The organism is Nocardioides luteus (genome assembly GCF_000960475.2).
GTDB lineage: Bacteria > Actinomycetota > Actinomycetes > Propionibacteriales > Nocardioidaceae > Nocardioides > Nocardioides luteus_A.
The window spans coordinates 45263-72172 of record NZ_JZDQ02000011.1 but is presented as its reverse complement, the minus strand read 5'-3'; the positions used below and the strand labels follow the sequence as shown (position 1 = coordinate 72172).

Annotated in this window: 18 protein-coding genes; 7 read left to right on the top strand and 11 right to left on the bottom strand. The window is 68.2% G+C overall.

The window, feature by feature from the left end; all coding sequences use genetic code 11:
• Positions 1–28 precede the first annotated feature (28 nt).
• Positions 29–6685, top strand: a complete 6657-nt coding sequence (locus tag UG56_RS09520; protein ID WP_177191450.1) for an RHS repeat-associated core domain-containing protein — start codon at positions 29–31, stop codon at positions 6683–6685.
• Complete coding sequence (locus tag UG56_RS09515; protein ID WP_045549040.1) at positions 6685–7218, top strand: hypothetical protein; 534 nt, start codon at positions 6685–6687, stop codon at positions 7216–7218. The genes UG56_RS09520 and UG56_RS09515 overlap by 1 nt, the downstream gene beginning before the upstream one ends.
• A 76-nt stretch (positions 7219–7294) precedes the next feature.
• Here the strand turns inward: UG56_RS09515 and UG56_RS09510 are convergent, their stop codons facing one another.
• The 3 genes from UG56_RS09510 to UG56_RS09500 all read right to left on the bottom strand — a co-directional run bounded on the left by UG56_RS09510 (position 7295) and on the right by UG56_RS09500 (position 9604).
• Positions 7295–8146 (bottom strand): alpha/beta fold hydrolase, encoded by an 852-nt coding sequence (locus UG56_RS09510; RefSeq protein WP_045549047.1) that lies wholly within the window; start codon positions 8144–8146, stop codon positions 7295–7297.
• A 39-nt stretch (positions 8147–8185) separates the two neighbouring features.
• Complete coding sequence (locus UG56_RS09505; RefSeq protein ID WP_045549039.1) at positions 8186–9244, bottom strand: adenosine deaminase; 1059 nt, start codon at positions 9242–9244, stop codon at positions 8186–8188.
• Positions 9245–9364: 120 nt separating this feature from the next.
• Complete coding sequence (locus UG56_RS09500; protein ID WP_045549038.1) at positions 9365–9604, bottom strand: hypothetical protein; 240 nt, start codon at positions 9602–9604, stop codon at positions 9365–9367.
• A 264-nt stretch (positions 9605–9868) separates the two neighbouring features.
• On the opposite strand from UG56_RS09500, the gene UG56_RS28315 reads away from it, so the two are divergent.
• Entirely contained in the window at positions 9869–10264 is a 396-nt protein-coding gene (locus UG56_RS28315; RefSeq protein WP_045549037.1) for a VOC family protein, read from the top strand.
• A 9-nt stretch (positions 10265–10273) separates the two neighbouring features.
• Here the strand turns inward: UG56_RS28315 and UG56_RS09490 are convergent, their stop codons facing one another.
• Complete coding sequence (locus tag UG56_RS09490; RefSeq protein WP_045549036.1) at positions 10274–10738, bottom strand: DUF5709 domain-containing protein; 465 nt, start codon at positions 10736–10738, stop codon at positions 10274–10276.
• A 160-nt stretch (positions 10739–10898) separates the two neighbouring features.
• Between UG56_RS09490 and UG56_RS09485 the strand changes: the two genes are divergently transcribed.
• Positions 10899–12416 carry a sulfatase-like hydrolase/transferase gene (locus UG56_RS09485; protein ID WP_256206528.1) on the top strand — a complete coding sequence of 506 codons (1518 nt, stop codon included), beginning with the start codon at positions 10899–10901 and terminating at the stop codon, positions 12414–12416.
• Here UG56_RS09485 and UG56_RS09480 read toward each other — a convergent pair.
• On the bottom strand, positions 12401–13363 hold the full coding sequence (locus UG56_RS09480; protein WP_256206527.1) for a formylglycine-generating enzyme family protein: 963 nt from the start codon (positions 13361–13363) through the stop codon (positions 12401–12403). The genes UG56_RS09485 and UG56_RS09480 overlap by 16 nt on opposite strands.
• Positions 13364–13394: 31 nt before the next feature.
• A complete protein-coding gene (locus UG56_RS09475; RefSeq protein WP_045549034.1) occupies positions 13395–14609 on the bottom strand; it encodes a hypothetical protein in 1215 nt (404 codons plus the stop codon).
• Between the two features lie 131 nt (positions 14610–14740).
• On the opposite strand from UG56_RS09475, the gene UG56_RS09470 reads away from it, so the two are divergent.
• Positions 14741–15328: a nucleotidyltransferase domain-containing protein gene (locus UG56_RS09470; RefSeq protein WP_045549033.1), complete on the top strand. Its 588-nt coding sequence runs from the start codon at positions 14741–14743 to the stop codon at positions 15326–15328.
• On the top strand, positions 15328–15729 hold the full coding sequence (locus UG56_RS09465; RefSeq protein ID WP_045549032.1) for a hypothetical protein: 402 nt from the start codon (positions 15328–15330) through the stop codon (positions 15727–15729). The genes UG56_RS09470 and UG56_RS09465 overlap by 1 nt, the downstream gene beginning before the upstream one ends.
• Positions 15730–15968: 239 nt before the next feature.
• Here the strand turns inward: UG56_RS09465 and UG56_RS09460 are convergent, their stop codons facing one another.
• From UG56_RS09460 to UG56_RS09440, 5 genes are all read right to left on the bottom strand, one after another.
• On the bottom strand, positions 15969–18515 hold the full coding sequence (locus UG56_RS09460) for a bifunctional FO biosynthesis protein CofGH (protein ID WP_045549031.1): 2547 nt from the start codon (positions 18513–18515) through the stop codon (positions 15969–15971).
• A 36-nt stretch (positions 18516–18551) separates the two neighbouring features.
• Positions 18552–20819 carry a serine/threonine protein kinase gene (locus UG56_RS09455; protein ID WP_052693576.1) on the bottom strand — a complete coding sequence of 756 codons (2268 nt, stop codon included), beginning with the start codon at positions 20817–20819 and terminating at the stop codon, positions 18552–18554.
• Positions 20820–20930: 111 nt separating this feature from the next.
• A complete protein-coding gene (locus UG56_RS28310) occupies positions 20931–22334 on the bottom strand; it encodes a hypothetical protein (RefSeq protein WP_177191449.1) in 1404 nt (467 codons plus the stop codon).
• A 100-nt stretch (positions 22335–22434) separates the two neighbouring features.
• The gene (locus UG56_RS09445; RefSeq protein WP_045550432.1) at positions 22435–24669 is read right to left on the bottom strand and encodes an MMPL family transporter; all 2235 of its coding nucleotides are present in this window, start codon (positions 24667–24669) and stop codon (positions 22435–22437) included.
• Between the two features lie 91 nt (positions 24670–24760).
• A complete protein-coding gene (locus UG56_RS09440) occupies positions 24761–25801 on the bottom strand; it encodes an LLM class F420-dependent oxidoreductase (protein WP_045550431.1) in 1041 nt (346 codons plus the stop codon).
• A 23-nt stretch (positions 25802–25824) separates the two neighbouring features.
• On the opposite strand from UG56_RS09440, the gene fgd reads away from it, so the two are divergent.
• On the top strand, positions 25825–26829 hold the full coding sequence (fgd, locus tag UG56_RS09435; protein WP_045550430.1) for a glucose-6-phosphate dehydrogenase (coenzyme-F420): 1005 nt from the start codon (positions 25825–25827) through the stop codon (positions 26827–26829).
• Positions 26830–26910 lie beyond the last annotated feature (81 nt).

Below are 26910 nucleotides of genomic sequence, written 5' to 3'. Positions count from 1 at the left end.
TCGGAGATCGACTCGGCGATTCACTGGTGTGCCGCCGATCAAGGCCACGTCGCTTCACGCCACCGTCCAACGAGAACTGCTGTCGAGAAGCGGCTCGCGGCGCCAAGGCATCCTTGCGGCACTTGTGGCGTCGACCGCCTTGAGCATGCTCGCGGTGATGACACCTCCAGCCGAGGCGGCTCCGCCGGAGCGGACGAGGGTGTATGTCCCCGACGTGAAGGCTGAGAAACAGGTCGGGCACTCCGAGGTCAAGCTCAAGCAGCGTGAGCGGGAGCCGAGGAAGGGCACCCACGCCCCAGCGGAGCGTGACACGGCGAAGTTGCCGCAATCCGGCCAGGCTACTGCGACTGTACCGACGGGCTCCCTCGCAGGGCAGCAAGGTGCCAAGACGAATCAGTCGGCCTTGGTACGCGCCGGCAACCTTCCGGTGAGCATTCGCTTCTCCACTGATGTGGTTCAGGAAGCGGCCAGAGCGGCCGCTGAGAGTAAGACCAATGACACGTCAGGCTCTCCTGGGCTCGATGTCCATCTCCTCGGCGCGAAGGAGGCCGAAGGTGCCGGGATCCCGGGTGTGGTCTTCACCCTCAGGGACTCCAATGCTAAGTCCGAAGGAAATCCAGGCGCGGCGTCCGACGTGAAGTCGGGCTTTGAAGGTATCGACCTGGGCGCCGTCGATGTAGCCCTTGACTATGCAGAGTTCGCGGACGCAATCGGTGGCGAGTGGGGTACGAGGCTCCGGTTGGTTTCGTATCCGGCCTGTGTGCTGACGACGCCGACCGAGCAGGAGTGTCGCACTCGCAAGGACGTCACCGTCAAGCACGACTTCGCCAAGAAGCGGCTCACTGGAACTGTTGACCCGGCTGAGGGCACGTCGAGGTCGTCAAAGAGTGTGGCCTCTGCGGATCAAACGGTCGTCCTCGCGGCGGTAGCAGAGGGGTCGGGTCCCAACGGTGACTTCAGCGCCACCTCGCTTGCTCCGTCTGGCTCGTGGTCCCAGGGCGGCTCGACGGGCGGGTTCTCCTGGTCTTACCCGATCACACTTCCGCCAGCGGGAACCGGTGGCGGGATTGCGCCGTCGTTGGCAATGAACTATTCCTCCCAGGCCGCGGATGGGCAGAACACGACGTCCAACAACCAGTCCTCGTGGGTCGGTCAGGGCTGGTCGCTCGATGGCGGCTTCATCGAGCGGACGTACTCGTCGTGCTCTGAGGACAAGAGCTTGCCCGAGCGACGCCAGACCGGTGATCGATGCTGGACCAGCGATGGCGAGATCATGTCGCTGATGATGCCCGGTGGCGGCAGCGCCACCCTCGTGAAGGACGATGAGACCGGAGTTTGGAAGTCCGAGGCCGACAACGGCCTGCGGATCCAGCGCAAGACCGGCGCCGACAACGGCGGCTATGAGGGTGAGTACTGGCTGGTCACGACCACGGACGGCACCCAGTACACCTTCGGCCGCGAGAAGCTTCCGAACACCGCCGACGGTGACTCCACGGGGTCGGCATGGGTCACCCCGGTCTTCCACCCCAACACCGGCGACCCTTGCCACAATGAGACCGACCAGATGTGTCGGATGGTCTACCGCTGGAACCTCGACATGGTCGAAGATCGTCTCGGCAACGCGACCGTCTACGACTACGCCGTGGAGACCAACCACTACGGATCCCGGTTCTGGATGGAGGACGACTGGGCCGACCCGACCACCCGCGTCTATGACCGCGGCGGATACTTGAAGTCGATCCGCTACGGCCTGCGAGCGAACGATCTGTCCGCTCCCGCCCCGCAGCAGGTTGCATTCAAGGTTGCTGAGCGGTGCTTCCCGACTGAGTCGTTCGACTGCGCGCCCGAAAAGGCGACGCTGGCAAATGCGACTCACTGGGCCGACTCGCCGATCGACCAGACCTGCGACGCCGATGGCATCTGCGACGTCAGCGTGCCTTCGTTCTGGTCGCGAAAGCGCCTGAGCGAGATCGAGACCAGCTACCTGGACGCCAGCGGCGTTCGGCATCCCGTGGACACCTACAGCCTCGGGCAATCATTCTACGTCGACACAACCGGCGAACTGGTCCTGGATTCGATTGGCCGCACCGCACACAAGGGGTCGGAGACGCTTGCCACCCCTGACGTGACCTTCTCGATGTCCACGCGCGCCAACCGCGTCCTCGGGCTTCACGGTCTGCCGGCGATGTCCAGGGCTCGAGTCCATGCGATCTACACCGAAACCGGACAAGACATCGCAATCTCTTACTCCGGCGACTCCGGCCAGGAAGGCCGGGCCAAGGCGTTGTGCGCGGCACAGACGATTCCGGCATCGCCCGAGGAGAACGGCACCGAGTGCTACCCGGTGAAGTGGGTCCAGGATGGCGACACCGAGCCGATCCTGGACTACTTCCACAAGTACGTCGTGACCTCGGTCGCCGTTCGTGACCACAACGGCACCGCGCCGGGCCGTGTCACCACCTACACCTACCGCGGTGACGCCGCCTGGCACTACGACGACAACGAGGTCCAAAAGCCCAAGTACCGCACGTGGTCCCAGTTCCGCGGCTACCAGAGCGTCGAGACCCGCACGGGGAACAGCGACTCTTCGGATTGGGCGTTGTCGAAGACGTCCTACTTCCGGGGCATGGACGGCGACAGGCTCCCCGGAGGTACAACTCGCAACAGCTCCGTGACGGATTCCCAAGGCGGGTCCCGTGCCGACGCCGACTTCTTCGCTGGCCAACCGTTGGAAACGACGCAGTACAACGGCGATGGCGGTGAGGTCATCTCCACCACCATCCACTCCCCGAAGCTGGTCGCCACCACGGCGTCGCGGGCCCGCGAAGGTTTGGACCCGGCCAAGGCCCGGATCGTTCAGCCCGGCGGATCGAAGACCTATACCCCCTATAAGGCATCCGACGGCACTACCGCATACCTCACGTCGGGAACCTCCACCGTCTATGACGGTTTGGGCCGTGCGACTGAAGTCACGTCGACCGGTTCGGGCGCGGGGACCACCTGTGTCAAGACGACCTATGCCGACAACAGCACGAACTGGGTCCGGGACAAGGCCTCGCAGTTGACGACATACGCCAACACCTGCCCTACCGAGGCGACTCCGTCTCCAAAGGTGCTTCGGGCATCGCGTACGTACTACGACGACTCGACCGTTCTGGGCGAGGTCACCGACGGTCTTGCAACCAAGTCGGTCACAGCGACGAAGCTCGAGGGCAGCGCGCCTGACTGGAACGCCGGGACGTCGACGACGTCGACCGGTTACGACGCGTACGGGCGTGTACGGACAAGCACGGTGTCCAACGCTGGCGCGCCATCAGGTAACAGGACTACGACGACCTCCTACACGCCATCCGGCACGGGCGCACTCACCAAGGTCACCACGACCTTGCCGATCTCAACCCATGTGACCGAGCGGCATCTCGACCCAGCACGGGGTGTGGCCCTCAAGGCTGTCGCCGTCGACGATCTCGTTACCGAAGGCACCTATGACCCTCTCGGTCGGTTGACGGCCGTATGGCGCCCCGGCCAGGTGAAGGGCACTGACCAGGCCACCGAAACCTACGACTACCGAGTGACCCCTGACGCACCGCTCTCCGTCACCTCCAAGACCCTCGTCGACCCCGGTAAGGGCATTGACGGCACCGGCAAGGCGGGCTATCGCACAAGGGTCGTGATCTACGACGCGTTCGGCGCCATGCGCCAGGCACAGGCCGACGGTGTCGGCGGAGGACGCGTGGTGACCGATGCGTTCACCGACTCCCACGGCAGGACCGTCAAGTCCTATGACCACTGGTACACCACTGGCACGCCCGCACCGACCCTCATCACGACGCCCGAGAACAACATCGACGACTGGCAGGCAACCGATTACGACGGCGCCGGCCGTCCCATCGAGGTGATCGCCTACAAGACCAACAGCGTCGTCACCTCTCGGGTCAAGACGATCTATTCAGGCAACTCGACAACGGTCATCAACCCCGAAGGCGGCGTCTCATCCACGACCTTTGCCAATGGGCGCGGTGAGAAGACCGAGCTGCGCAACTACAAGACGCTGCCGACGATCTCCGGCAATCAGGTCACGGGCGGCACCTATCAGCGCATCAAATACACCTACGATGCGATGGGCCAGCAGCTCACCCAGACTACCGGCCTCAACAACACCACCAGCACCAGTCTTGCAGCCGAGTGGTCGAACACCTTCGATCTTGCCGGCCGCGTTGAGACTGTCACCAGCCCCGATGCTGGGACGACGACCAACACCTACTGGCCTACGGGCGAGGTCAAGACTCGAACCGACGCCAAGAACCGCACTCTCTACTACGAGTACGACGCCCTTGGCCGACCCTCGACTCGAAAGACAAACGGCACCGGTGGCACGCTGCTGGCTGAGTGGCGTTACGACGACCCGGCGCTCGGCATCGGCCGACTGGCTTCCTCGACCAGCTACGACGCAGGGGCCGCGTTCACCAAGACCGTCACCGGCTATGACAACGCAGGACGTGCGCTCGGCACGACCGTCACTCTGAATGAGACTGGACTCAACCCGTCCTACACGACCAACCAGACCTGGACCAGCACAGGTCTTATGGCCACGATGACCACCGCGAGGTCGACCAGCACGCTTGGCGGCGCAGGCGGGGCGGCGCCTGAAGGGATTGAGTTCGACTACGACCCGTCGGGCAACCCAATCGCGATGCGCGGCATCACGAGCATCGTCACCGACGTCACGTACACGCCCTATGGCGAGGCCACCCAGTACGTCTTTGGGGTCAACGATGCCACGATGGCGCTGACCTACGGGATCGACAGCAAGACCAGACGCGTCACCTCGGCGCTGCTCACAGGTCAGCTCGCCTCCCCGCAACTGGAGAAAACGAACTACTCGTACGACCCGGCCGGAAACGTCACCAAGGTCGTCAACCAGCAAGGCAACGCGTCCTCGACGACCATTCAGACGACCTGCTACGACTACGACAACCTCAGACAGCTCGTCGACGCCTGGTCCTCCAGCGACTCCTGTGCCACCAACCCGACCACGGCAAAGTCGAACGCCAAGGTCGACGGGCCACAGCCGTTCTGGACGACATGGGACTACGACGACGCCGGCAGCCGGACCACGCAGATCCAACACGGTCTCGGCACCGCCCCATCCACGACTACCACCTACGCCAACGGAACCAGCGACACCGACACCATCCCCGAGCACGCGCTCGCATCGACGAGCACGACCGGCGCGACGACGGGATCCTCGACCTACACCTACAACGCTGACGGCGCGATGGCGTCGAGGACCGTCGGTACGGGTACAGCCGCGAAAACGACATCGTTCACCTACGGACCGGACGGGAAGATCCAGACCGTCGCTGCACCCACTGGCTCGGCTCGCTACGTCTACGACGCCGACGGCAACGTGCTGCTTCGCCGTGAGAACGATCTGACCACCCTGTTCCTGCCTGGCCAGGACGTTGTGGTTCGGCCCTCCACGAAGGCGGTCTCTGCCTACCGGCAGTACACCTTCAACGGACAGACCGTCGCGACCCGCACTAACGCGGGTGCGCCGAGCTTCTTCCTTGCAGACCTAAACGATACCGCCCAAGTGGCCGTCAACCCCGCCACCTGGGCGGTGACCAGGCGCTACACCGACCCCTACGGAAACGTGCTGGCCAACAAGAATGGGGCCACGCCCGGCACGATCCCGGGCAAGCGCGGCTTCCTCAACCAGCCCGTGAATACAACCGCAGGGCTCTCCGAGCTCGGAGCACGGCTCTATGACCCCACCGTTGGCCGGTTCACCTCGGTCGACCCGATCCTGTCTTCGACAGATCCTGCTGCAGCCAACGGCTACACATACTCGGGCAACAACCCGATCACCTACAACGACGCCTCTGGTCTGCAGTACATGGATCGCTCCCCGAGCCTAACAACAGTCAAGACCGACGAGCCCGAGCCTGAGCCGGAACCGACCTTTGAAGAGGGCGTGAAGGATGGCGCGGGCGAGGAGGTCATGGAGGTCCTCGACAGCCTCAACCCGGTGACCATCGCCAAGAATCTATTCAAGATGATCACCGACCCGCCGAACATGAAGAAGTTCTTCATGGATGTCGTCAAGGGCCTGCTTCCGATCGACAAGTTCAAGGCAGCCTATGACGCCTACCAGAGCGGAGACGACTACGCCTTCGGCAAGTCCATCGGGAAACTCGCTGTCTCCGTCTCTGGCGAGATCGCGGGGATGATCTTCGGTGGCGGTGCCAAGCTTGTCTCGATGCTCGGCAAAGCAGCCAAGGCCGGCAGGGGATCTATTGGGAACACCCCTGAGCTCTCGGAGGCAAGCCTGCTCAAGCAGGCGAACGCGGTGCGAGACGAGAAAGTTGCCGAGCTCGCAGCGGGGTCGGCGCGCGGACGGAATGAGAATGCAGTTGTTGTCGGGGCGTACAACGCTCGCACTGGCAATACCGCATGGGGTGTGAGTTCGAAGGCCCTTCAGGAATGCGCCGAGGCTTGTGCAGCACGAAATGTCGGCGGTGATCTGGCTGACATCCGATTTACAGTGGCGATGCGGCCGCGTGGCGGTGGGCGTCCGGCGACTCCGCAGCCCGTCTGTGCAGACCATTGCGAGCCCACGTACGGTCGAGGAGCGTTCCCGGACCCGGCGACGCAGTTCCAGTCTGACGTTGGAGGTTCCTGATGTGGGAGATCGACTACCTCGTGGCTACGGGCCGTCTGCGGGTTGAGGTGTCCCGTCTTCTGGATGAGTTCCTTGCGACTGGGGACCCGGACCGAGCAGCGGACTTGATGGTCCTTATCGAGTCGGCGGTCGCGCCGGTGAGCGGCGGACTGGCGGACGACGCTGGAGGTGTCGCGTCCGCTGTCGTCGCTGGGTTGCCAAGAATGCCTGCTGACACCCGCGCGGAGGCGTTGCTGCTGCTCACTCAAATCGTTGGGTCCATCGAAGCGACAGAGGGGCTGGCGAGTGACGAAGCCAGGCGGCTGATCGAGTCGATGTTCCCGATGCTGGCCGCCATGGTGGAGGTCGGATCCGACGGCGACCTCGCTCAAGGTGTTGACCTGATCTCCCTGTGCTCATCACTCAGCCCCGCATGCGGAGAGCGAGCTGCGTACTACTTGGGGCGGATCGTCGAGCGGGCTACTGGCACGTTGCGGGAAAGCGCCGAGCGCGAGCTTGCCGAGGTCTCCCGAATGATCACGCGAGGCACGTGACGCACCGTTGCTAAGGCCCGCTCCCAATCGACAAGTGCCAAGAAGTTATCACCGCGCGCAATGACGTTAATCCCGCCTAGTTCGGAGCCGTGTGGTAGAGGATTGCCGGGACGGCCGTGTCCCAGGTGTAGGGAGGCGGCGGCTCGTGGCCGACGTCGTCGAGGGTGAGCAGCGTGGCGTCGGGGATCTCCCGGGCGAGGAGCTCACCGTGGCCGCTCGGGAAGAGCGGGTCGCGAGTGCCGTGGACGACCAGGGTCGGGGCGGTGATGTCGGCCAGCGTCGCCTCGACCGGCTCGCCGTCGCCCATCACGTGGTGGTTGACCAGGCTCGGTCCCATGTCCGGCGTGCGGCGTACGACCCGCTCGGCCACGGCTCGCACCCGGGCCTCGTCGAAGCGCTCGGGCACGAACGCCCGCTGGTCCTCGACCAGCATGGCGACCAGCGCGTCGTGGTCGTCCATGTCGGGCATCGGCCGGTCGGCGGCCGCAGCGAAGAAGTCCGCCAGCGCCTCGCCGATCGGCGGCAGCTCGACACCCTCGAACGCGGACGTGGTCTGGTTCAGGATCACGGTGGCGACCCGCTCGGGATGGAGGACGGCGGTGCACTGGGCGAGCGCGCCGCCCATCGAGATGCCGAACAGGTGGGCCTTGTCGAGACCGAGGGCGTCGAGAAGGCCGGGTACGTCGGCGACCAGGTCACGCCAGGTGTAGTCGGGCTTGCCCGCCGGCCAGGTCGCCGAGCGGCCGGTGTCGCGGTGGTCGTAGCGGATGACGTACCTGCCGCCCGCCGCCAGCGCCGCGCAGAAGTCGTCCTCCCAGTAGTCCATCGAGGCGGACTTCCCGCCGATCAGCAGGATCGGCGGGGCGGTGGGTATCCCGAACGTCTCCGTGCACAGCTCGATCCCGTTGACCGCCAGCATCTGCTCCATGGCGACCAGCAGATCGCCGGCGGGACACGGCGTCAAGCGTTATTCGGCGCCGTGTCCGGTGTAGGCGTCGATCTCGCCGCGCAGCCGTGCCTTGACGTCCTCGGGTGCGTAGGAGACGTCGACCGCGGCCCGGGCGAGGTCGGCGATGCCCGCGGTGTCGAGGCCGAGGAGGTCGGTCGCGATCTCGTACTCCTGGTTGAGCGTGGTCGCGAACATCGGCGGGTCGTCGGAGTTGATCGTGACCGGCACGCCGGCGTCGACGAACGTCTTCAGCGGGTGCTCCTCGAGCGAGGCGACCGCGCCGGTGGCGACGTTGGAGGAGGGGCAGACCTCGAGCGGGATCCGGTGCTCGGCGAGATGGGCGAGGAGGGCCGGATCCTGGGCCGCCGAGGTGCCGTGGCCGATCCGCTCGGCTTTCAGCACGTTCAGCGCGTCCCAGATCGTCTGCGGTCCGGTGGTCTCGCCGGCGTGCGGCAGCGAGCGGAGCCCCGCGGCGCGGGCGGCGTCGAAGTGCCTCTGGAACTGCGGCCGCGGAACCCCGACCTCGGGCCCACCGAGCCCGAACCCGATGAGCGCCTCGGGGCCGTGGTCGACGGCGTACGCCAGGGTCGCGTCGGCCGCCGGGATCCCCGCCTCACCCGGGATGTCGTAGATCCAGCGCAGCGTGATCCCGAAGTCGCGCTCGGCCGACACCCGCGCGTCCTCCAGCGCCTCGGTGTAGGCCTCGATCGGCATGCCGCTGTGCCCTGTTCTCGGCTCACGCACGGCCAGATCCGGGCGTACGGAGGTGTAGGGGGTGCAGGTCAGCTCGGCGTACCTGACCTGCTGGGTCTGCGCCAGGTCCCGCGCGATCTCGTAGGTCAGGTAGCGGATGTCCTCCGGCGTACGCACCAGGTCGACGACCGAGAGGTAGACCTCGATGAAGTGCGCGAAATCGCTGAACGTGAAGTAGTCCTTGAGGAGCTCCACATCCGCCGGCACCGCGCCGGGGTGTCGCGCGGCCAGCTCCGCGACGATCCGCGGCGAAGCCGACCCGACGTGGTGGACGTGCAGCTCTGCCTTCGGCAGCCCGGCGATGAAGGTCTTCAGGTCACTCACGCCCCGATCCTCACATGCAGCTTCCCCTGCCCGCGACTCTCTTTGTCGCGGCTGCACTAGACGATGACACCTAGTGAACGGATTCACGAGGTGTCATCGTCTAGTGCAGCCGCTCACGGGCTAAGCGGCGTAGGTCACGGTGTCCGGCCAAGCCCCCGTGGCCGATGCGACTCTGTAGGCCTTCATGAGGATCTTCGCGGCCGCAGGGTCGATATCAGCATGAAGCGTCGAGAGCCGTGAACGGATGTCCGACTTGGTGATCGACACCTCGCCGGATCGGTCGGTGCCGGGGCTGAGGAACGAATACGTGACCGTCTGGTCGTCCTCGTAGACCTTGGTGCCCTCGATCAGGATGCCCATCAGGCGATGTCGCCGGCGAAGCGGGGGCGCGGGTCGAGTGGCGGGGCGTCGGGGTTCACAGTTCCTCCAGACGGGGTGCGGTGCGCATTGTCCGAGTCTCGATCTGCGGATTGCCCCGGGTGGGACGACGTCGGTGTCCTCGAAGCGTACGACGCCACCCGTCCAGTTTCCCCATCATGTGCCGGCGCGATGCCCGAGCCGCGCACGCGGAGACGATGTAACCTCAGGATCGGTGCACATCCGCCAGCGCCAGGGGAGACGAAGATGCGGGCGATCCATCACTGGGACCTCTGGGTCGACGACTTCGAGACCGCCTCGGGGGAGTGGGGGTGGCTCTTCGGCGAGCTCGGCTGGGAGGCCGGCGAGAAGGGTCACTTCTGGGAGGCGCCGGACGGGACGTACGTCTTCATGGAGCACTCCACGGACCAGCACGGCACCCAGGACCGGCTCCGGCCCGGCGTCAACCACATCGCGTTCACCATCGACAGCCGCGACGTGCTCGACCGGATGCGGGCGGCGTCGACCGAGCACGGCTGGCACGAGATGTATGCCGACCGCTACCCGCACGCCGGCGGCGACGAGCACACCGCCCTCTACCTGGAGAGCTCCGAGGGGTTCGAGGTCGAGATCGTGCTCGAGGTCGACGACCTCACCGCCTGACCGGCCGGCTCAGCGGTAGTCGTCGCCGTCCTCGTCGTCGTCCTCGTCGATGATGTGCATCGCGGCCTCCTCGGCGGAGGCACCGGCGCCGTCGATGCCGGCGTCGACGCCGTAGAGCTCGGACTCGGTGTCCTCGCCCTCACCACGGTCGGGGTCGACGAGCCGGCCGGCACGCTTGCTGCCGACCTCGCGGCCGTCGGGGTCGTCGTTCTCCTCGGCGTCGTCGTACTCGACCGCGTAGGGGTCCGGCTCCGGCACCTCCTGGTGACGGCGCTGGTCGATGCACTCGCGGTGCTCCTCCTCCCACGGCGTGTTGCCGTAGTCGGTGGAGTAGTGGTCGGCGGTGACGATGCCGTGGTCGAGCTCGTCGCGCACCTCACCTTCGAGAACGTCCCCGGAGAGCGCGTCCTCGCCGGTGATCTGGTCCTCGTCGTCGACACTGTAGTCGCCGTAGTTCTCGCGCGATTCGCTCACTTGAGTCTCCTGATCGGCCGGGCATTGGGGCCATCACGGCCCCCTTCGGTAACGTTAACCCGGTCCGGTATGGAGTGGAACCGGACGGCATCAGACGACGCGGGGATCGACCCAGGGAGCAGAGTAGATGGCGCCTCGCGCCCGGTTGGCGGTAGCGGCTGTGGCCGCGCTTGCGGGCTCCTCGGTCGCGCTCGGCGTGATGCCCCAATCGTCCGGTCCGCTGGGCTCGTTGGGGTCGCTGGCCGAGAACGCGTTCGCGCGGGTGTCCTCGACCGACGAGGTCATGGTCCCCTCGACGCCCACGCCGACGCCCGACTGGACTCCCTACTCCACCCAGCCCAACATCCTCATGATCACGGCGGACGACCTCGCCTACGACGATCTCGAGTTCATGCCCCACACGCGCCAGCTCCTGGCCGAGCAGGGCACCTCGCTGACCGAGGCGATCGCACCCACGCCGATCTGCGTTCCGGCCCGTGCGTCGCTGCTGACCGGGCAGTACAGCCAGAACCACCACACCGTGACGATCAACGGCGAGCGCGGTGGCTACGAGGCGATGGACCACACCGGCACGCTGCCCGAGGCGCTGCAGGAGGCGGGCTACGACACCCTCTTCGCCGGTAAGTACCTCAACGGCTACGGCCTGCGCGGCACCGCGAAGGACGTTCCGCCCGGGTGGACCGACTGGCGGGCGACGACCGACATGTCGACCTACAACTTCATCCGGCCGCGGATCAACCACAACGGCAAGCTCACGACCTACCACCGTTACACGACGTACGTGATGCGGGACCAGGCCAATCAGATGATCTCGGCGCCGGAGCGGGCCGAGAAGCCGTGGTACATGTGGCTCAACTACGTGGCGCCGCACCATGGCGGGCCGGCGGAGCCGGACGACCCCGAGGGCACCAGCACGACCAGGCCGGCCGCCGAGGACAAGCACTCCTTCGACGGTCTCGAGCTGCCGGATCTGCCCTACATGTTCCGTACGCCGTCGGACGCCCCGCGGATCTCGCCCTCGCAGAAGTTCTTCGACGCGGAGGGACGCGCCGAGCTGAGGATCGCGCACGAGCAGCGGGTCGAGGCCGTCCAGGCGCTCGACCGGGCGGTCGCCAGCCATGTGCTTCGCCTGCAGGAGACCGGCCAGCTCGACAACACCATCATCATCTTCTCCTCCGACAACGGCTACACCACCGGCGGCCACAACATCAACGGCAAGCTGATGCACTACCGCGAGACGCAGCGGATCCCGCTCATCCTGCGCGGGCCCGGCATCCCGGTCGGGCGGACCCTGTCCACCGGGGTCGGCAACCCCGACATCGCCACCACGGTGATGGCCATCGCGGGTGCCGAGCCGGGACGACCCCAGGACGGCGTCAACATCATGCCGTGGCTCTCCGCGCCCCCGCAGAACCGAGTGCTCCCGCTCTCCGCCTGGCGGGTCAACGACGGCCGCAAGCAGATCTACTCCGGGATCCGCTTCGGCGACTGGACCTACGCCCGGTTCTCCGACGGCAGCGAAGAGCTCTACGACCTGGCCGACGACCCCTATCAGATCCGCTCGCTCGCGCTGCTCCCCGAGTACGCCGACGAGCTGGCCCAGCTGCGTGCGCTGAGCACGAGGTACGCCCACTGTGCGGGTGACACGTGCCCGAAGGAGTTCTACCCGGCGGGCTGATCCGCCGCGTCTGCCGCGCAGCGGAACCCCAGGTTGCCCGCGGTCGAGTCGGGCGGGCTGCTGGAGCGCGCCGAGAGCCGGTAGCGGTGGCAGTAGGAGTCGTGGCAGAGGTAGGAGCCGCCCCGCATCACCCGGGTCAGGCCCTCGGCGGGGCCCCGCGGGTCCGTCGCGAGCCCGTCGGCGAGCTCGGCGTAGTAGGTCGGTGAGAACCAGTCCGCGCACCACTCCCAGACGTTGCCGATCATCTGGAACAGCCCGAACCCGTTCGGATCGTACGTCCGCACCGGCGCGGTCGTGACGAACCCGTCGTCGGCGGTGTTGGTGTCCGGGAAGACCCCCTGCCAGACGTTGGCGTGGTGGGTGCCGTTCTGCTCCAAGTCGTCGCCCCACGGGAACCGTGAGCCGTCGAGGCCGCCGCGGGCGGCGTACTCCCATTCGGCCTCGGTCGGCAGCCTGGTCCCGGCCCACTCGCAGTAGGCCAGCGCGTCGTCGTGGGAGACGTGCACGACCGGGTGGTTGCCCCGGCGGCCGACGTTGGAGCCGGGGCCCTCCGGCGTCCGCCAGGAGGCGCCGCGCACACCGAGCCACCAGGGTGCCTCCGGGGAGCTGCCGAGGACGTCACGTGGCGAGCCCTCGAAGGCCAGGTGGAAGACGGCCGAGAAGCCCTCGCGCTCGGCGGTGGTGACATGACCGGTCGCCTTCACGAACCGGGCGAACTCCTCGTTGGTCACCGCCGTCGCGTCGAGCCGGAAGGCCGGCAGCGCGACCGGGTGCACCGGGCCTTCGCCGTCGGCCTGGTAGCCCTCGCCGAACGAGTCGCCGGCGGCGTACGTCCCTCCGGGGAGGTCGACGAGCGTCCGCCTGCGCTTGCGGGGCAGCGCCGGCGGCCGCTGCGACGGGTCGGGGCTGGGTCCGCGGGTCGCGCCGAAGGTGAGGTCGGAAGGCACGCCCACCAGCCTACGAGCAGGGCCTGTCGACTCAGTGGGGGTAGGTGGCCTTCAGACTGCCCGCGGTGGCCACGACCTTGCCCTTCTTGCCGGTGACCAGGATGCCGGGTGAGCGAGCCTTGCCGTTGTTGTCGGCCTTGATCGTGACGCTGCAGGACGGCTTCTTGCGCGGGCACGTGAAGTCCCCCGACGGCCGGTAGGTCACGGTCAGCCTCTGGTTGTCCGCGAGCCCCTCGATGTAGGCGGCCATGTAGGCGCACTTCGGCTTGCTCTTCGGGCAGGCGTGCTCGTAGGGGCGCCACTCCATCGTGGCCGCGGCCGCCTTGCCGCAGAGCTTCGCGGGCTCGCTGGTGCGCACCGTGCCCCAGGCGTACGTCACCTTGGTGGTCGCCTCCACGCAGGCCTCGGTGCCGCCCCTGGCGACCGGCAGGGTGTAGGTGAGCTCCGGGTCCTCGCCGGCGGTCGGCTGGGCGGCGCCGTCGTCGATGGAGACGGTGCCCGAGGGCACCTGTGGTGCGGTGACCTTCAGTGTGACCTCACGGTAGCCCGCGGCCGCGGCGGCGGTCGGCGCCTCGGGGGTGCGGGCGTAGCACGTGTCCAGCGCGGTGATCGCGGCGACGTTCTTGGCGGCGAGGTCCTCGTCGGTCAGCCGCAGGTTGGTGACCGCGAGGACGCCGGCGACCGCCGGGCGGCCGACCTTGCGCAGGCAGCGAGGGCTGTCGAGCGTCCAGGCGTCTGCGACCTGCCTGCTCCAGCCGTTCGCGCCGCCGTCGGCGCAGTCGAGCAGCTCCGCGTACCACTGCGAGCCCAGCGCCGAGGGCCACTCGCCGGTGTAGCTGAAGCCGCTGCCGGCCCGGGTGACCACCCCGGCATCGGTGAGCCCGGCGCTGCCCTCGTCCTTGGTGATCGCGTGCGCGGCGCAGCGGATCTGCTCGGGATCGGCCCAGGCCGGGGTGTCGCCGGCCAGCGTGAGGGTGCGCGCCACGGCCTTCTCGTCACCGCGCAGCGGACCGATCTCGCCGCTGAAGTAGGCCCACGCCGAGGTGCCGAGGAAGGCCACCCCCACGAGCACGCCGACGCTCACGAGCCAGATCAGGAGCAGGCGTACGTGACGACCCCGGTCGCGCCGCCGGCGCGGCAACGGCGGCAGTCCCAGCCGTCGCCGGCGCGCCTCCTCGGCCGCTGCGTTGGCGAGGTCGGTCGGTTTGAGGCCTTGTTGAGCGGTGCTTCCGTTGGGGTCGGACATCTCACTCCCTCGAGAACGGTTCAGCGAGGATCGTAGAGGGTAGTCGTTTCAGATACCCCCTGCCACTCCCTCAGAAGCTCCACATCAAGCTATGACTGGAAATGTGGTCATGTGACCGATAATTTAGTCATATGGACCTCAGCGAACCCTTTGGGGGCGTCATCCCAGGCGCCAGGGGCGCTGTGCTGGCTGCCCTGCTTCGCACAGGGCAGGAGCTGACGGGGCGTCAGGTGCATGGTGTGGTTGGCGCCTACAGTCTCGGGTCGGTTCAGGACGCTTTGAAAGCCTGGGAACGGCTCGGGATCATCGAGTCGCGCACCGTAGGTCGAGCGTACGTCTATCGCGTCGAAGAGTCCCATGTCGCCGTGGGGCCGCTTCGGGCTCTGCTCGATCCGCTTTCTGTGTTGACCGAGATCGTTTCACGAGTGGTCGGCGACAGTGCCGAGTCCGTGATCCTCTTCGGATCCGTCGCTCGAGGTGAGGCGAACGCCGACAGTGACATCGACCTTGCCGTGGTCGCTCCTGAACCTTGGGATGGGCGTGCAGACCTGCGCGAGGCGATCAGGGTCGCCACTGGCAACGACAGCGACATCCTGGTCTTCACGCCAGCTTCATTTTCGGACGCTCTCGACCGAGGTGAACCTGTGGTCGCCGACATCGTCAAGGACGGCGTCGCTCTTGTCGGTAGCAAGCCCAGACGTCGGAAGAGGTCAGCCTGATGGTCACGGCCGCTCAGCGGAACCATGCCAAGGCGTTCCTGCAGAAGGCAGAGGAGTACGTCGAGTCGGCCGAGGACAACCTCGACCTGGAGCGATACACCCCTGCCGCTGGTGACGCTATTCATGCGGGCATCAGCGCCAAGGACGCGATCGTCACGTCGCTGTCGGGTGCGACCGGCAAAGCCAAGGATCACGCCCGCGCGGCCAAGGAGCTCTCGGAGGCGCTCGGAACTCGCGCCGAAGGAAAGCCTGCGGAGCGGGCGCTACGCGACCTCATCTCCGCCAAAGGTGACGTCGAGTACGGGGTCGAGCTCATCACCGCGGTGAAGGCCGAGACCATGGTGCGTCGAGCACGCACGCTCGTCGACCTCGCGATCTCGATCGTTCGGCTCGGACGCTGACCGGTTCTATCGCAGGAGATCGCCGGGACCACTTCGAGGTGTTCCAGCGCAGCGTCGAGGAACATCACCGAGTCCGCCTCGTACACATCCGCTCGAAGGCGGTTGGACCTGAGCGGCTCCACTGCCGCGTCGCCGGCGATCAGGACAGCTGCCGTGCACAGCGGAGCGGCTGTCAGGTCGCCGTCGCATCAACTTCAGGTAGAACGGCGCGACGAGTCGTCGCTCCACCTGCCGCAGGTTCATCGCGTCCCGTACAGCGTGGTCCGTTCGTCGACCGGGCGGCCGATGCCTGAGCCGATCTCCTCGAGCTCGGCGACGGTCTTTGCCGAGCCGTGCTCGGAGCCGGCCATCCGGGAGATGGTCTCCTCCATCAGGGTGCCGCCGAGGTCGTTGGCGCCGGCCTGGAGCATCGCCCGGGTGCCGTCGACACCGAGCTTGACCCAACTCGTCTGGATGTTGTCGATGCGGCCGTGGAGCATGATCCGCGCCAGCGCGTGCACGGCGAGGTTGTCGCGCATCGTCGGGCCCGGGCGGGCTGCGCCGGCGAGGTAGATCGGTGCGCTGGTGTGCACGAAGGGGAGCGGCACGAACTCGGTGAAGCCGGCGTTTCCGTGCTCGCGGGCCTGGTCCTGGATGCCGGCGAGGACGCGGAGGTGGCCGACCCAGTGGCGCGGGTTGTCGACGTGGCCGTACATCATCGTCGAGGTCGTCGGGATGCCGACGCGGTGGGCGGTCGAGACGATCTCGATCCAGGTCTTCGCGGGCAGCTTGCCCTTGGTCAGCACCCAGCGGACCTCGTCGTCGAGGATCTCGGCCGCCGTGCCCGGGAGCGAGCCCAGCCCGGCCTCGCGCACCTTGATCAGGAAGTCCTCGATGGAGAGGCCGGTGCGGGCGGTGCCGTTGACGATCTCCATCGGGGAGAACGCGTGCACGTGCATCTCCGGCACCCGCTGCTTCACCGCCTGGACGAGATCGAAGTAGGCGGTCGAGGGCAGCTCGGGGTCGATCCCGCCCTGCATGCAGACCTCGGTGGCGCCGAGGTTCCACGCCTCCTCGGCGCGGTCGGCGACCTGGTCCAGGTCGAGGGAGTACGCATCCGCGTCCGTGCGCCGCTGGGCGAAGGCGCAGAACCGGCAGCCGACGTAGCAGACGTTGGTGAAGTTGATGTTGCGGTTGACCACGTACGTCACGGTGTCGCCGTTGACCTCGCGGCGCAGGTCGTCGGCGAGCCTGGTGACCTGGCGCAGGAGGTCGCCCTCGGCGGTCATCAGGGTCAGCGCGTGCTCGTCGGAGAGGTTGCCGGGGTCCTTCTCGGCAGCTCTGAGCGCCGCAAACCCCTCGCTGGACCCGGTGGTCGAGCTTGTCGAGACCACCCCGGAGGAGGCAGTCTCCACCGCTGCTTCCCGCACTGCGTCCCAGTCGCCGTAGACCGTCTCGAAGTCGTCGCGGCGGTCGTGGGTGCGACCCTCGGTGTCGACGGAGGCGTGCAGATCGACCCGGCCGGCGGAGGTGAAGCCACCGTCGGGCTCCTGCCACGGGTGACCCTCGGGCCGGACGCCGTCACGGGCCAGCCCGTCCTCGTCGGCGAGCGCCTCCACGTGGGAGAGGACGCGCGGGTCGATCCAGGCCTGGCCGTCGCGCAGGGTGCCGGTGACGTACTCCGGGTGGACGGTCAGCCGCGGCCGGAGCTGGAAGCCGGCCTCGGCGGTGACCTGGCGGAGCGCGTCCAGGGAGGGCCAGGGGCGCTCGGGGTTGACGTGGTCGGGGGTGAGCGGAGAGACGCCGCCCCAGTCGTCGATCCCGGCGCCGAGCAGCGCCCGGCACTCGTCGAGGTCGACCAGGTTGGGCGGGGCCTGGACCCGGGCCTTGGGTCCGAGGACGATGCGGGTGACCGCGATCGCGGCCAGATACTCGTCCAGGCCCAGGTCGTCGACGTGACGCATCGCGGTCGACGGCTTCGCCCGGAAGTTCTGCACGATGATCTCCTGCAGCCCGGCGTACGCCTTGTGCACCTTCCGCAGCGCGAAGATCGTCTCCGCGCGCTCGGTGAGCGTCTCGCCGATGCCGACCAGGAGGCCGGAGGTGAACGGGATCGAGAGGCGTCCGGCGTCCTCGAGCACCCGCAGGCGCACCGCCGGGTCCTTGTCGGGGGAGCCGAAGTGGGCCTCGCCCTTGGTCTCGAACAGCCGGCGCGAGGTGGTCTCGAGCATCATCCCCATCGACGGGGAGACCGGCTTGAGCCGGTTCATCTCCTCCCACGACATCACCCCGGGGTTGAGGTGGGGGAGCAGCCCGGTCTCCTCGAGCACCCGGATCGCCATCGCCCGCACGTAGTCGAGGGTCGACTCGTAGCCGCGGCTCTCCAGCCACTCCCGCGCCTCGGGCCAGCGGTCCTCGGGGCGGTCGCCGAGGGTGAAGAGCGCCTCCAGGCAGCCCAGCTTCGCTCCCTCGGCGGCGATCTCGAGGATCTCGTCGGGGCTCAGGTAGGGCTCGCGACCCTCGCGTGCCGCCTGTCCTGGCGTCTCCACGAACGTGCAGTAGTGGCAGCGGTCCCGGCACAGCTTGGTGATCGGGATGAAGACCTTCGGGGAGTAGGTCACCGTCTCCGGGCGCCCGGCCGCGACCAGCCCGGCGTCGCGTACCTTCGCGGCGGCGGCGGTCAACCGTTTCAGGTCGTCGCCACCCGCCGCGAGGAGAGCCGAAGCCTCCGCCACGTCGAGGGCTGCGCCGCGTTCGGCCCGGGCCAGGGCCCGGCGGATCTGCTGAGGTGTCGGCTGCTCGCTCATCACGAGCAGCCTAGTAGGCACCGCCCAGTTGTCGAACTAGTTGTCGATCTGGGCGCTCGCGCCGGGTGCGGTGGCGACGAACTTGGCGGTCCAGTTCTGCGGGCCGGACCAGTCGACGACAGCGCCCTTGCCCTCGCCGTCGGGGGTGCCGGGCCAGACGCACTTCGCGCCCTTCCCGTCCGAGCACTTGCCGCCGTTGAGGGTGAGCTTCACGTCGAACCTCTTGCCGGGCTGGAAGCCCTCGAAGGTGAGTCGCCAGGTGTTGCACGCGACCTTCTGCTTCGTATAGATCGGGTCGGTGCACTTGTCCTGCTTGACCCACTCGAGCTTCTTCGGCTGAGCCTTGCCGCAGGCATTGGCGTCGGTGGCCTTCTCGGTGCCCCAGGCGAAGGTGACGGTGGTCTTGACCGCGATGCAGCCCTCGACGCCACCTTCGGTGACGGGGAGCTCGTAGGAGGAGCCCTTGAGCTCCTCGTAGCTGCTGCTGCCCGACTTGGCGATCCCGATCACCGACTGCCCGCCGGGAGCGGTGGGGTCCTGCACGTCGAAGTCGACCTGCATGTAGGCGGGCTTGGGGGTCACCTTGGCACCGAGCGCGTCGGCCTTGACATAGCACGCGTCGAGGGCCTTGACGGCCTTCTCGCTGGCCGGGCCGGCGGCGCCGGTGTCGCCGTCCTTGAGGAGGTCCGTGACCGCGAGGAGGCCGGCCATGGAGGTCTTGTCGACCTCCTTCTCCATGCAGCGGGTGTCGCCGACCTTCCAGTTGTCGCCGATCTCGGTCGACCAGGACTCGGTGCAGTCGAGCAGACCCTGGGTGAACTTCATCGCGTCGTCGGCGGGCCACGCGCCGGTGTAGGTCCAGTCGTCGCCCGCGTCCACGATCCCGTGGGAGCGCAGCTCGTTGGCCGGAACCTTCCCGACCAGGGACTCGGCCGCGCAGGTCATCTGGTCCTCGCTGGCCCACCCGGGCTTGGGTACGCCGCTGGCGATCGCCTCGGCCGCCTTGGCGTCGTCGCCGTGGAGACCGAACATGCCGAAGCCCTGGGTGAAGATGCCGACGCCGACGAGCAGGACCGCGGCGACCCCGCCTCCGATGATGGCGTAGCGCTTCTTCTTCTCGCCGTCGCCGCTCTGGCCGGCGTTGGAGTGGTGCGACGGCAGCCACTCGGGCTGGCCGCCGCCGGTGCCGCCTGCGGAGGAGGCCGCGGCGGCCGCAGCGACCGCCGGCAGGCCCTTGCCGCTGTGCACGACGGTGGAGTCGGTCTCGTTGGCGAGCGGGGCCGGGGTCGGGGTGCCGTCGCCGGGACGCTTGACGATCGTCGGCTGGGCCTCCGCCTCGGGTGCGGGAGTGCCGGCTCCGGAGGCGTCGCTCGACGTGGTGTCGTAGCTGGCGCCGGGACGGGAGCCGAGGTCGGCGGCGGCCGCTCCGGCGGCGCCACCGATGATGCCGCCGCCCAGACCGGACTCCTCGAGCCGGTCGGCCGCCTTGTCGAGCGCCTTGGCGAGCTCGGCAGCGGTCGTGAAGCGGTTCTCCGGCTTCTTGGCCAGCGCCCGCTGGATGATCGGGTTGATCAGGTCGGCGCCCGGGGTCGCGGCGGGCAGCCGCGGCACCGGGCTGTTGATGTGGGCGCTCATCAGCTCGAAGTCGGTGCCGGCGTAGGGCGCCTTGCCGGTCAGGCAGGCCCACAGCAGACAGCCGGCGGCGTAGATGTCGCCCGACGCGGTCGCCTGCTCGCCCATATGGCGCTCGGGCGACATGTAGGGCAGCGAGCCCACCACGGAGCCGGCCCGGGTCACGTTGGAGTCGCCTTCGGTCGCGATGCCGAAGTCGGTGAGGTAGGGGACGAGCTCGCCCTCCTGGCGCTCCCACAGGAGCACGTTGGACGGCTTCACGTCGCGGTGGACCACACCGGCGCGGTGGGCGTCGAAGAGCGCGTCGCTGACGTCACCGACCAGGCGCAGGGCCTGGACGGTCTCCAGCGGCCCCTTGGTCTTCAGCCAGCCGTGGAGGTCGCCGTCGGGGACGTACTCGGTGACGAGGTAGACGGTGCCCTCGACCTCGCCGTACTCGATGATCTGGACGATGTTGCGCGAGCGCAGCTTGGCCAGGATGTTGGCTTCCCGCTCGAAGCGGGTGATGAAGTCCTTGTCGACCGTGAGCGAGGGCAGCACGAGCTTGAGCGCCACCTTGCGGCGAAGCGCCGGGTCCTTCGCCTGGTAGACGACACCCATGCCACCTTGACCCAGGACCCGCTCGATCACGTAGCGACCGAACTGCTCGCCTTCCTGGGGGAACGCAACCATCTTTAGAACCTCGCCCTGATTTTTTTACCCGAATGACCTCTGCCGAAACCCTAGCGTCCCGTCAACGATCGGCGCGCTCCAACGCCACGGGCGAGACCAATTGTTAAGGCGTTAGTTAGGAAGTACGGCGGTCAGTCCGTCGACCTGCGCGGTGAACCGGTCCTTCCAGCCCTTGGGTGCGGTCCAGTTGGTCCAGGTGCCGCTCGGCTTGGTGACGAACGCGGTGTCCGAGCAGGACCCGGAGGCCGAGCGGCAGTCGCCACCGTTGAGCTTCAGCTTGATGGTGACGCTGGAGAGGAGCTCGTAGCCCTCGTAGTGGAGCGTCCAGGAGCTGCACGGGGCGTACTTCGGCTGGGCGCACGACTTGTCCTTCGTCCACCACAGCCGGCGGTCCTTCGCCTTGCCGCAGGCCTCGGCCTCGCTGGTCTTCGTGGTGCCCCACGGGTAGCTGATCGAGGCCTCGAACGTCGCGCAGCCCTCCTGGCCGCCCTCGCGTACGGGGATGTTGACCTTTCCGCCGGTCACCGGGGTCCACTCGGTGGAGTCGGCGGACTTCGCCCGCACCACGACCTCGCTGCCCTCGACGGCCGGGGCCTTGACCGAGAAGTCGACACCGAGCACGGCGGGGGTCGCCGTCGCGGTCGGCGCGGTGAGCTCGTCGCTCGCGTAGCACTCGTCCAGCGCCGATACGGCCTTGTCGGCCTGCTTCGTCACGCCGGCGTCCTCGACCTCCATGACCTGCGTGGTGATCAGGCCGGCCATCGCGGTCTCGTCGACGTCACCGAGGCAGTCGGTGTCGGTGAGCGCCCAGTCCTTGCCGATCGCCTTGCTCCAGTCGCCGGTGCAGGAGAGCAGACCCTGGGAGTACGTCGTCGCCTGCTGCCCGCGCCAGGCGCCGGTGTAGGTCACCGACTCGTCGGCGGTCGTGATCAGCCCGGCCTTGGTGAGGCCGTCGGTGCGTTCGTCCTTGACCAGCTGCTCGGCGGCGCACGTCGCGTCCCCGGCCGAGGCCCAGGCCGGCTTCGGCGCGGCCGCGGCGATCGCGGTCACGGCCTTCTTGTCCTCGGCGCTCAGCGGGCCGAACCCGAGACGCCCGGTGAAGAACGCCCACGCCCCGGTGCCGAGCAGCAGGACCAGCACCACCGCGCCCGCCGTGCCCAGGCCGATCAGCAGGCCCTTGTTGCTCTTCTTCGGCTGGTGGTGCGACGGCAGGCCGTACGCCGAGCCGTAGACCGTCGGCGGCTGCCCCGGAGGGGGACCGTAGCCGCTGGGCGGTGCCGCGGGCATCGCCATCGTGGGCGGTGGCGGAGGCGGTGCCGTGGGCGGCTGGGCAGGCGGCGGCGTGGTCGGGGGAGGCGGCGGGAAGCTCGGCGGCGGAGGCGGGGTGGGGCGCGCGCTGGGGATCCGGGTTGCGTCCGGGTCGATCGGGTTCGTCGGCTCAGGCGTCGGAGGCGTCGGCGGCGGCGTGGGCCGCGGCGTACCGGGTCTCGTCTTGTCCTGGTCGTCTGGCCCCATGTCGCACGCCCCGCATGTCAGTGAAGTGGAGCGACCGGGCCGAGCGACCCGAGTCGTAGGGCACATAGTAAAGACACTTCGCCGAATCCGCAGCCAGGACTCAAGAGCGGCCGGGATCGCGTGGTCGGGGCTGCGGACGGCCGCGCAGATCGGGACGGCGCGGGAGGTCCCGCGGAGGCATGGGTCGCCGGACCGGCTCGGGATGCGGTGACCGAGTCGTCGTTCGTCCGCGGGTGAGCCTGCTCGGCCACCAGATGATGTCGCCGAGGTCGAGGTTGACGGCGGTGACCAGGATGGAGCGGACGACGAGGGTGTCGAGGAGCACGCCGAGGGCGATCGCGAGGCCTATCTCGATGAAGCTCACGTGCGGCAGCGTGGTGAGCACCGCGAACGTCGCGGCCAGGACGATGCCGGCGCTGGTGATGACGCCGCCGGTCGCCGAGAGCGCGACGAGCGAGGCGCGCCGGGTGTCGCCGTGCGTGACGACCTCCTCGCGGACGCGGTGCATCAGGAAGATGTTGTAGTCGATGCCCAGCGCGACCAGGAACACGAAGACGAACAGCGGGAACTCGCGCCCCTGCCCGGCGAAGCCCATCGCGTCGAAGATGACCGCCGAGAGGCCGAGTGCCGCACCGAAGCTCAGCACGACGGTGGCCATCAGCAGCAGCGGGGAGAGGACGGAGCGGAGCAGGATCATCAGGATGATCAGGACGAGCCCGAGCACCAGCGGCATCACGACCTTGGTGTCGCGGTCGGTCGCCGAGGCCATGTCGAGCTGGATCGCGGCGGTGCCGGTGGCGAGCGCGTCGGCTCCCTCGACGGTGTGGACCACGCTGCGTACGTCCTCGACGGTGTCGAACGACGCCTTCGACATCGGGTCGGTGGACAGCGGGACCGCGGTCAGCGCGACCTCGTGGGTGCCGTCGGTGACCGGGGTGACGCCCTGGTAGCCGGCCTTCGTGAGCGCCTCGACGACGTCCTTCTCGCTGCCCTGGGCCGAGACGACCTGGATCGGGTTGGAGGGGTCACCGAGGTCGTGCTCCTCGAGCACCCGGTCGCCGACGAGCGAGGGGAAGTCCTTGGTGTAGGTCTCCGAGCTGTCCAGCGTGGTGATGTTGAGCATCGAGAGCCCGCCGCAGCAGGCCAGCAGCACGGCGGCGGTGCCGATCCAGACCGCCCGCGGCCGCTTCCGGATCCAGCCACCGAGTCGTGCCCAGATGCCGCCGTGCTTCTCGCCGGAGGTGCCGTACGCCGGCCTGACCGGCCAGAACACCCAGCGGCCCGTGATCACCAGCAGTGCCGGGAGCAGGGTCAGCATCACGACGAGGCCGGCGACGATGCCGATCGCGCAGACCGGGCCGAGGCTGGCGGTCGAGCCCATGGTGGCGACCATCAGACCGAGCATGCCGACGGTGACGGTCCCGGCCGAGGCGATGATCGCGGGGGCGGAGCCGCGCAGCGCCGCCGCCATCGCGCGGTGCCGGTCCTCGTGCCGGCCCAGCTCCTCCCGATATCGGGCGATGAGCAGCAGCGCGTAGTCCGTGCCGGCGCCGAAGACGAGCACGTCGAGGATGGCCCGGTTCATCTGGTTGAGGGTCAGGCCGGCGTACTTCGCGCAGAGGTAGACGACGCCCATCGACACGACGAGCGCGACCAGTACCGAGACGAGGGGGAGGAACCACAGCACCGGGCTGCGGTAGGTGATCAGCAGGATCACGATGACCACGCCGGCGGCCGCGTAGAGCAGCGCACCACCGATCCCGGCTCCTGCCTCCATCTGGTCGGCGGTGGAGCCGCCCGCACCGCCGATGTAGACGTCGACGCCGTCGATCTCGGTCAGCTCGACCAGGTCGTCGCGCAGGTCGAGCAGCGCGGTCGGGTCCTCGTCGGCGTAGTTGACCACGAGAGAGACCGTGGCGACCTCGCCGTCGGCGGAGACCAGACCCTGCTTCTGGCCCTTCTTCTCCCCGGTCGGGTAGGCGATCGCGGGCATGACGGGCTGGTCGGGCTTGCTCTCCTGCGTGACCACCCCGTCGAGGGACGCGATCTCGGGAATCTGCAGCACGATCGCGGTGTAGTCGGCCTTCGTCAGGCCACCCTCGCGGTGGTAGACGATCGTGGTGGTCAGGTCGTCGGGGTCCTGCACCTTGGCGAGCTCGTCGATCGCCTGGGTCGACTCCGCGTTGGCGGGGAGCCAGTCGGAGTTGTCGTGGGACTCGACGTCGCCGAGCTTGCCGGTCAGCGGCCCCACCAGGACCAGCATCACCAGCCAGAAGCCGAGCACCACCCACTTCGTGACGGGCCCGGTGATGGCGCTGACGATCCGCTCAGACATGCGTCCATGCAACCAATGCCCGTGGGGGCAGGTCACAGGGGGACGGCAGGGCCGGCTGTGGGTGTAAGCGAGTTCACAGCCGGCCGGGCGATCAGACCAGCCACTCCTTGACCTGGGCGATCGACGCGAGCCCGTCGGTGCCGGCGGCGGGTGTGACCTGGAGGCTGGTCACACCGGCCTCCTTGAAGGCCGCGATCCGCTCCTTCACGAACGACTCCGGTCCGACCAGGTTGCCGGCCTCGAGCCAGGCCTCGGGGACCTCGGCCTCGGCGTCGCGCTTGTGGCCGTCGAGGTAGAGGTCCTGGATCTTCTTGGCCGCGTCGCCGAAGCCGTACTTCACGGCCATGTCGTTGTAGAAGTTCTTGCCGCGGGCGCCCATGCCACCGACGTACAACGCCAGCAGGCCGCGCATCGTGTCGCGGTGGCGCTTGGCCTCGTCGGGGTCGTCGGTGATCGCGAGCAGGCCGCCGGCGGAGATCTCCAGGGGCTTGAGGTCGGGCGAGCGCTTGGCCAGGCCCTTGTCGAGCGCGTCGCCCCAGACGTCGCGCGCCTTGTCGGGCAGGAACTGGAACGGCAGCCAGCCGTCGGCGACCTCGGCGGTCATGGCGACGTTGTTGTCGCCGAGCGCGGCCACCCAGATCGGGGTGTCGGCACGCTCGGGCCGGTTGAGCAGCTTGAGCGGCTTGCCGAGCCCGGTGCCCTGGTCGGCCGGCAGCGGGATCTTGTAGAGCCCGTCGCTCTGCAGCCGCTCACCACGCAGCCCGGCGCGCAGCAGCCCGATGATCTCGCGGGTGCGGGCCAGCGGCTTGTCGTACGCCACCCCGTGGAAGCCCTCGATGACCTGCGGTCCGCTCGCGCCGAGGCCCAGGATCGCGCGGCCGCCGGAGACGTTGTCGAGGCCGGCCGCGGTCTGGAGCAGCGCTCCCGGCGTACGGCTGTAGATGTTGAGGATGCCGGCCCCGAGCTCGACCCGCTCGGTCTTGGCGGCCAGGTAGCCGAGCAGGGAGACCGCGTCGAAGCCGTACGGCTCGGCGACCCAGAGCTGGTCGAGCCCTGCCTTCTCCAGGCCGACGACCTGGTCTGCGGTGTCACGCGGGTTGCCGAAGTAGGTCAAGGGCATCGCAAGCTTCATGAAGGGGAGGCTACCGTGGGCGCGTGACGGAGATCAGGTTCGGATACAAGGCGTCCAACGAGCAGTTCGCACCGACAGAGCTGCTGAACTACGGCGTGATGGCGGAGGAGCAGGGTTTCGACTCGGTCTTCATCTCCGACCATCTCCAGCCCTGGCGGCACGACGGCGGGCACGCGCCGTTCGCGATGACCTGGCTGGGCGCGCTCGGCGCGCGCACGGAGCGGATCGTGATGGGCACCTCGGTGCTCACCCCGACGTTCCGCTACCACCCGGCGATCGTGGCGCAGTCCTTCGCGACCCTGGGCTCGCTCTTCCCCGACCGCGTCGTGCTCGGCATGGGCACCGGTGAGGCGATGAACGAGGCCCCGCTGGGTGTGGAGTGGCCCGAGGGCAAGGTGCGCTTCGCGCGCTTCCGCGAGGCCGTGCGGGTGATCAAGAAGCTCTGGACGGAGGACCGGGTCACCTTCGAGGGCGACTACTACCAGCTCGACCGGGCGACCATCTACGACAAGCCGTCCACCCCCGTCCCGATCTACCTGGCGGGTTCGGGTCCGGCCGCGACCAAGTACGCCGGCCGTGCCGGTGACGGCTACATCACCACTTCCGGCAAGGGTGCCGAGCTCTACACCGACACGCTGCTGCCGGCCGTGCGGAACGGCATCGAGCTCTCCGGCCGCAAGCCGGAGGACGTGGACATGATGATCGAGGTCAAGGTCAGCTTCGACCACGACCTGGAGCAGGCCATGGAGGCGACCCGGTTCTGGGGCGCGCTCGGGCTCACCCCCGAGCAGAAGCACTCCGTCGAGGACCCGGTGGAGATGCAGCGCCTCGCCGACGCGCTGCCGACCGAGGCGACCGCCAAGCGGTTCATCGTCTCGACCGACCCCGACGAGCACGTCGCCCGGATCAAGGAATACCTCGACATGGGCTTCACCCACCTGGTCTTCCACGCCCCGGGTCCCGACCAGGCGAAGTTCCTCGAGCTCTACGGCACCGAGATCCTCCCCAAGCTCCGCGGGCTCGTCTGACCGGTCCGAAAACGCACCAGGGCCCCGGCCGGGAGCACTGCGGCCGGGACCCTGGGAGGACCGCCCCACATACTTCGTACG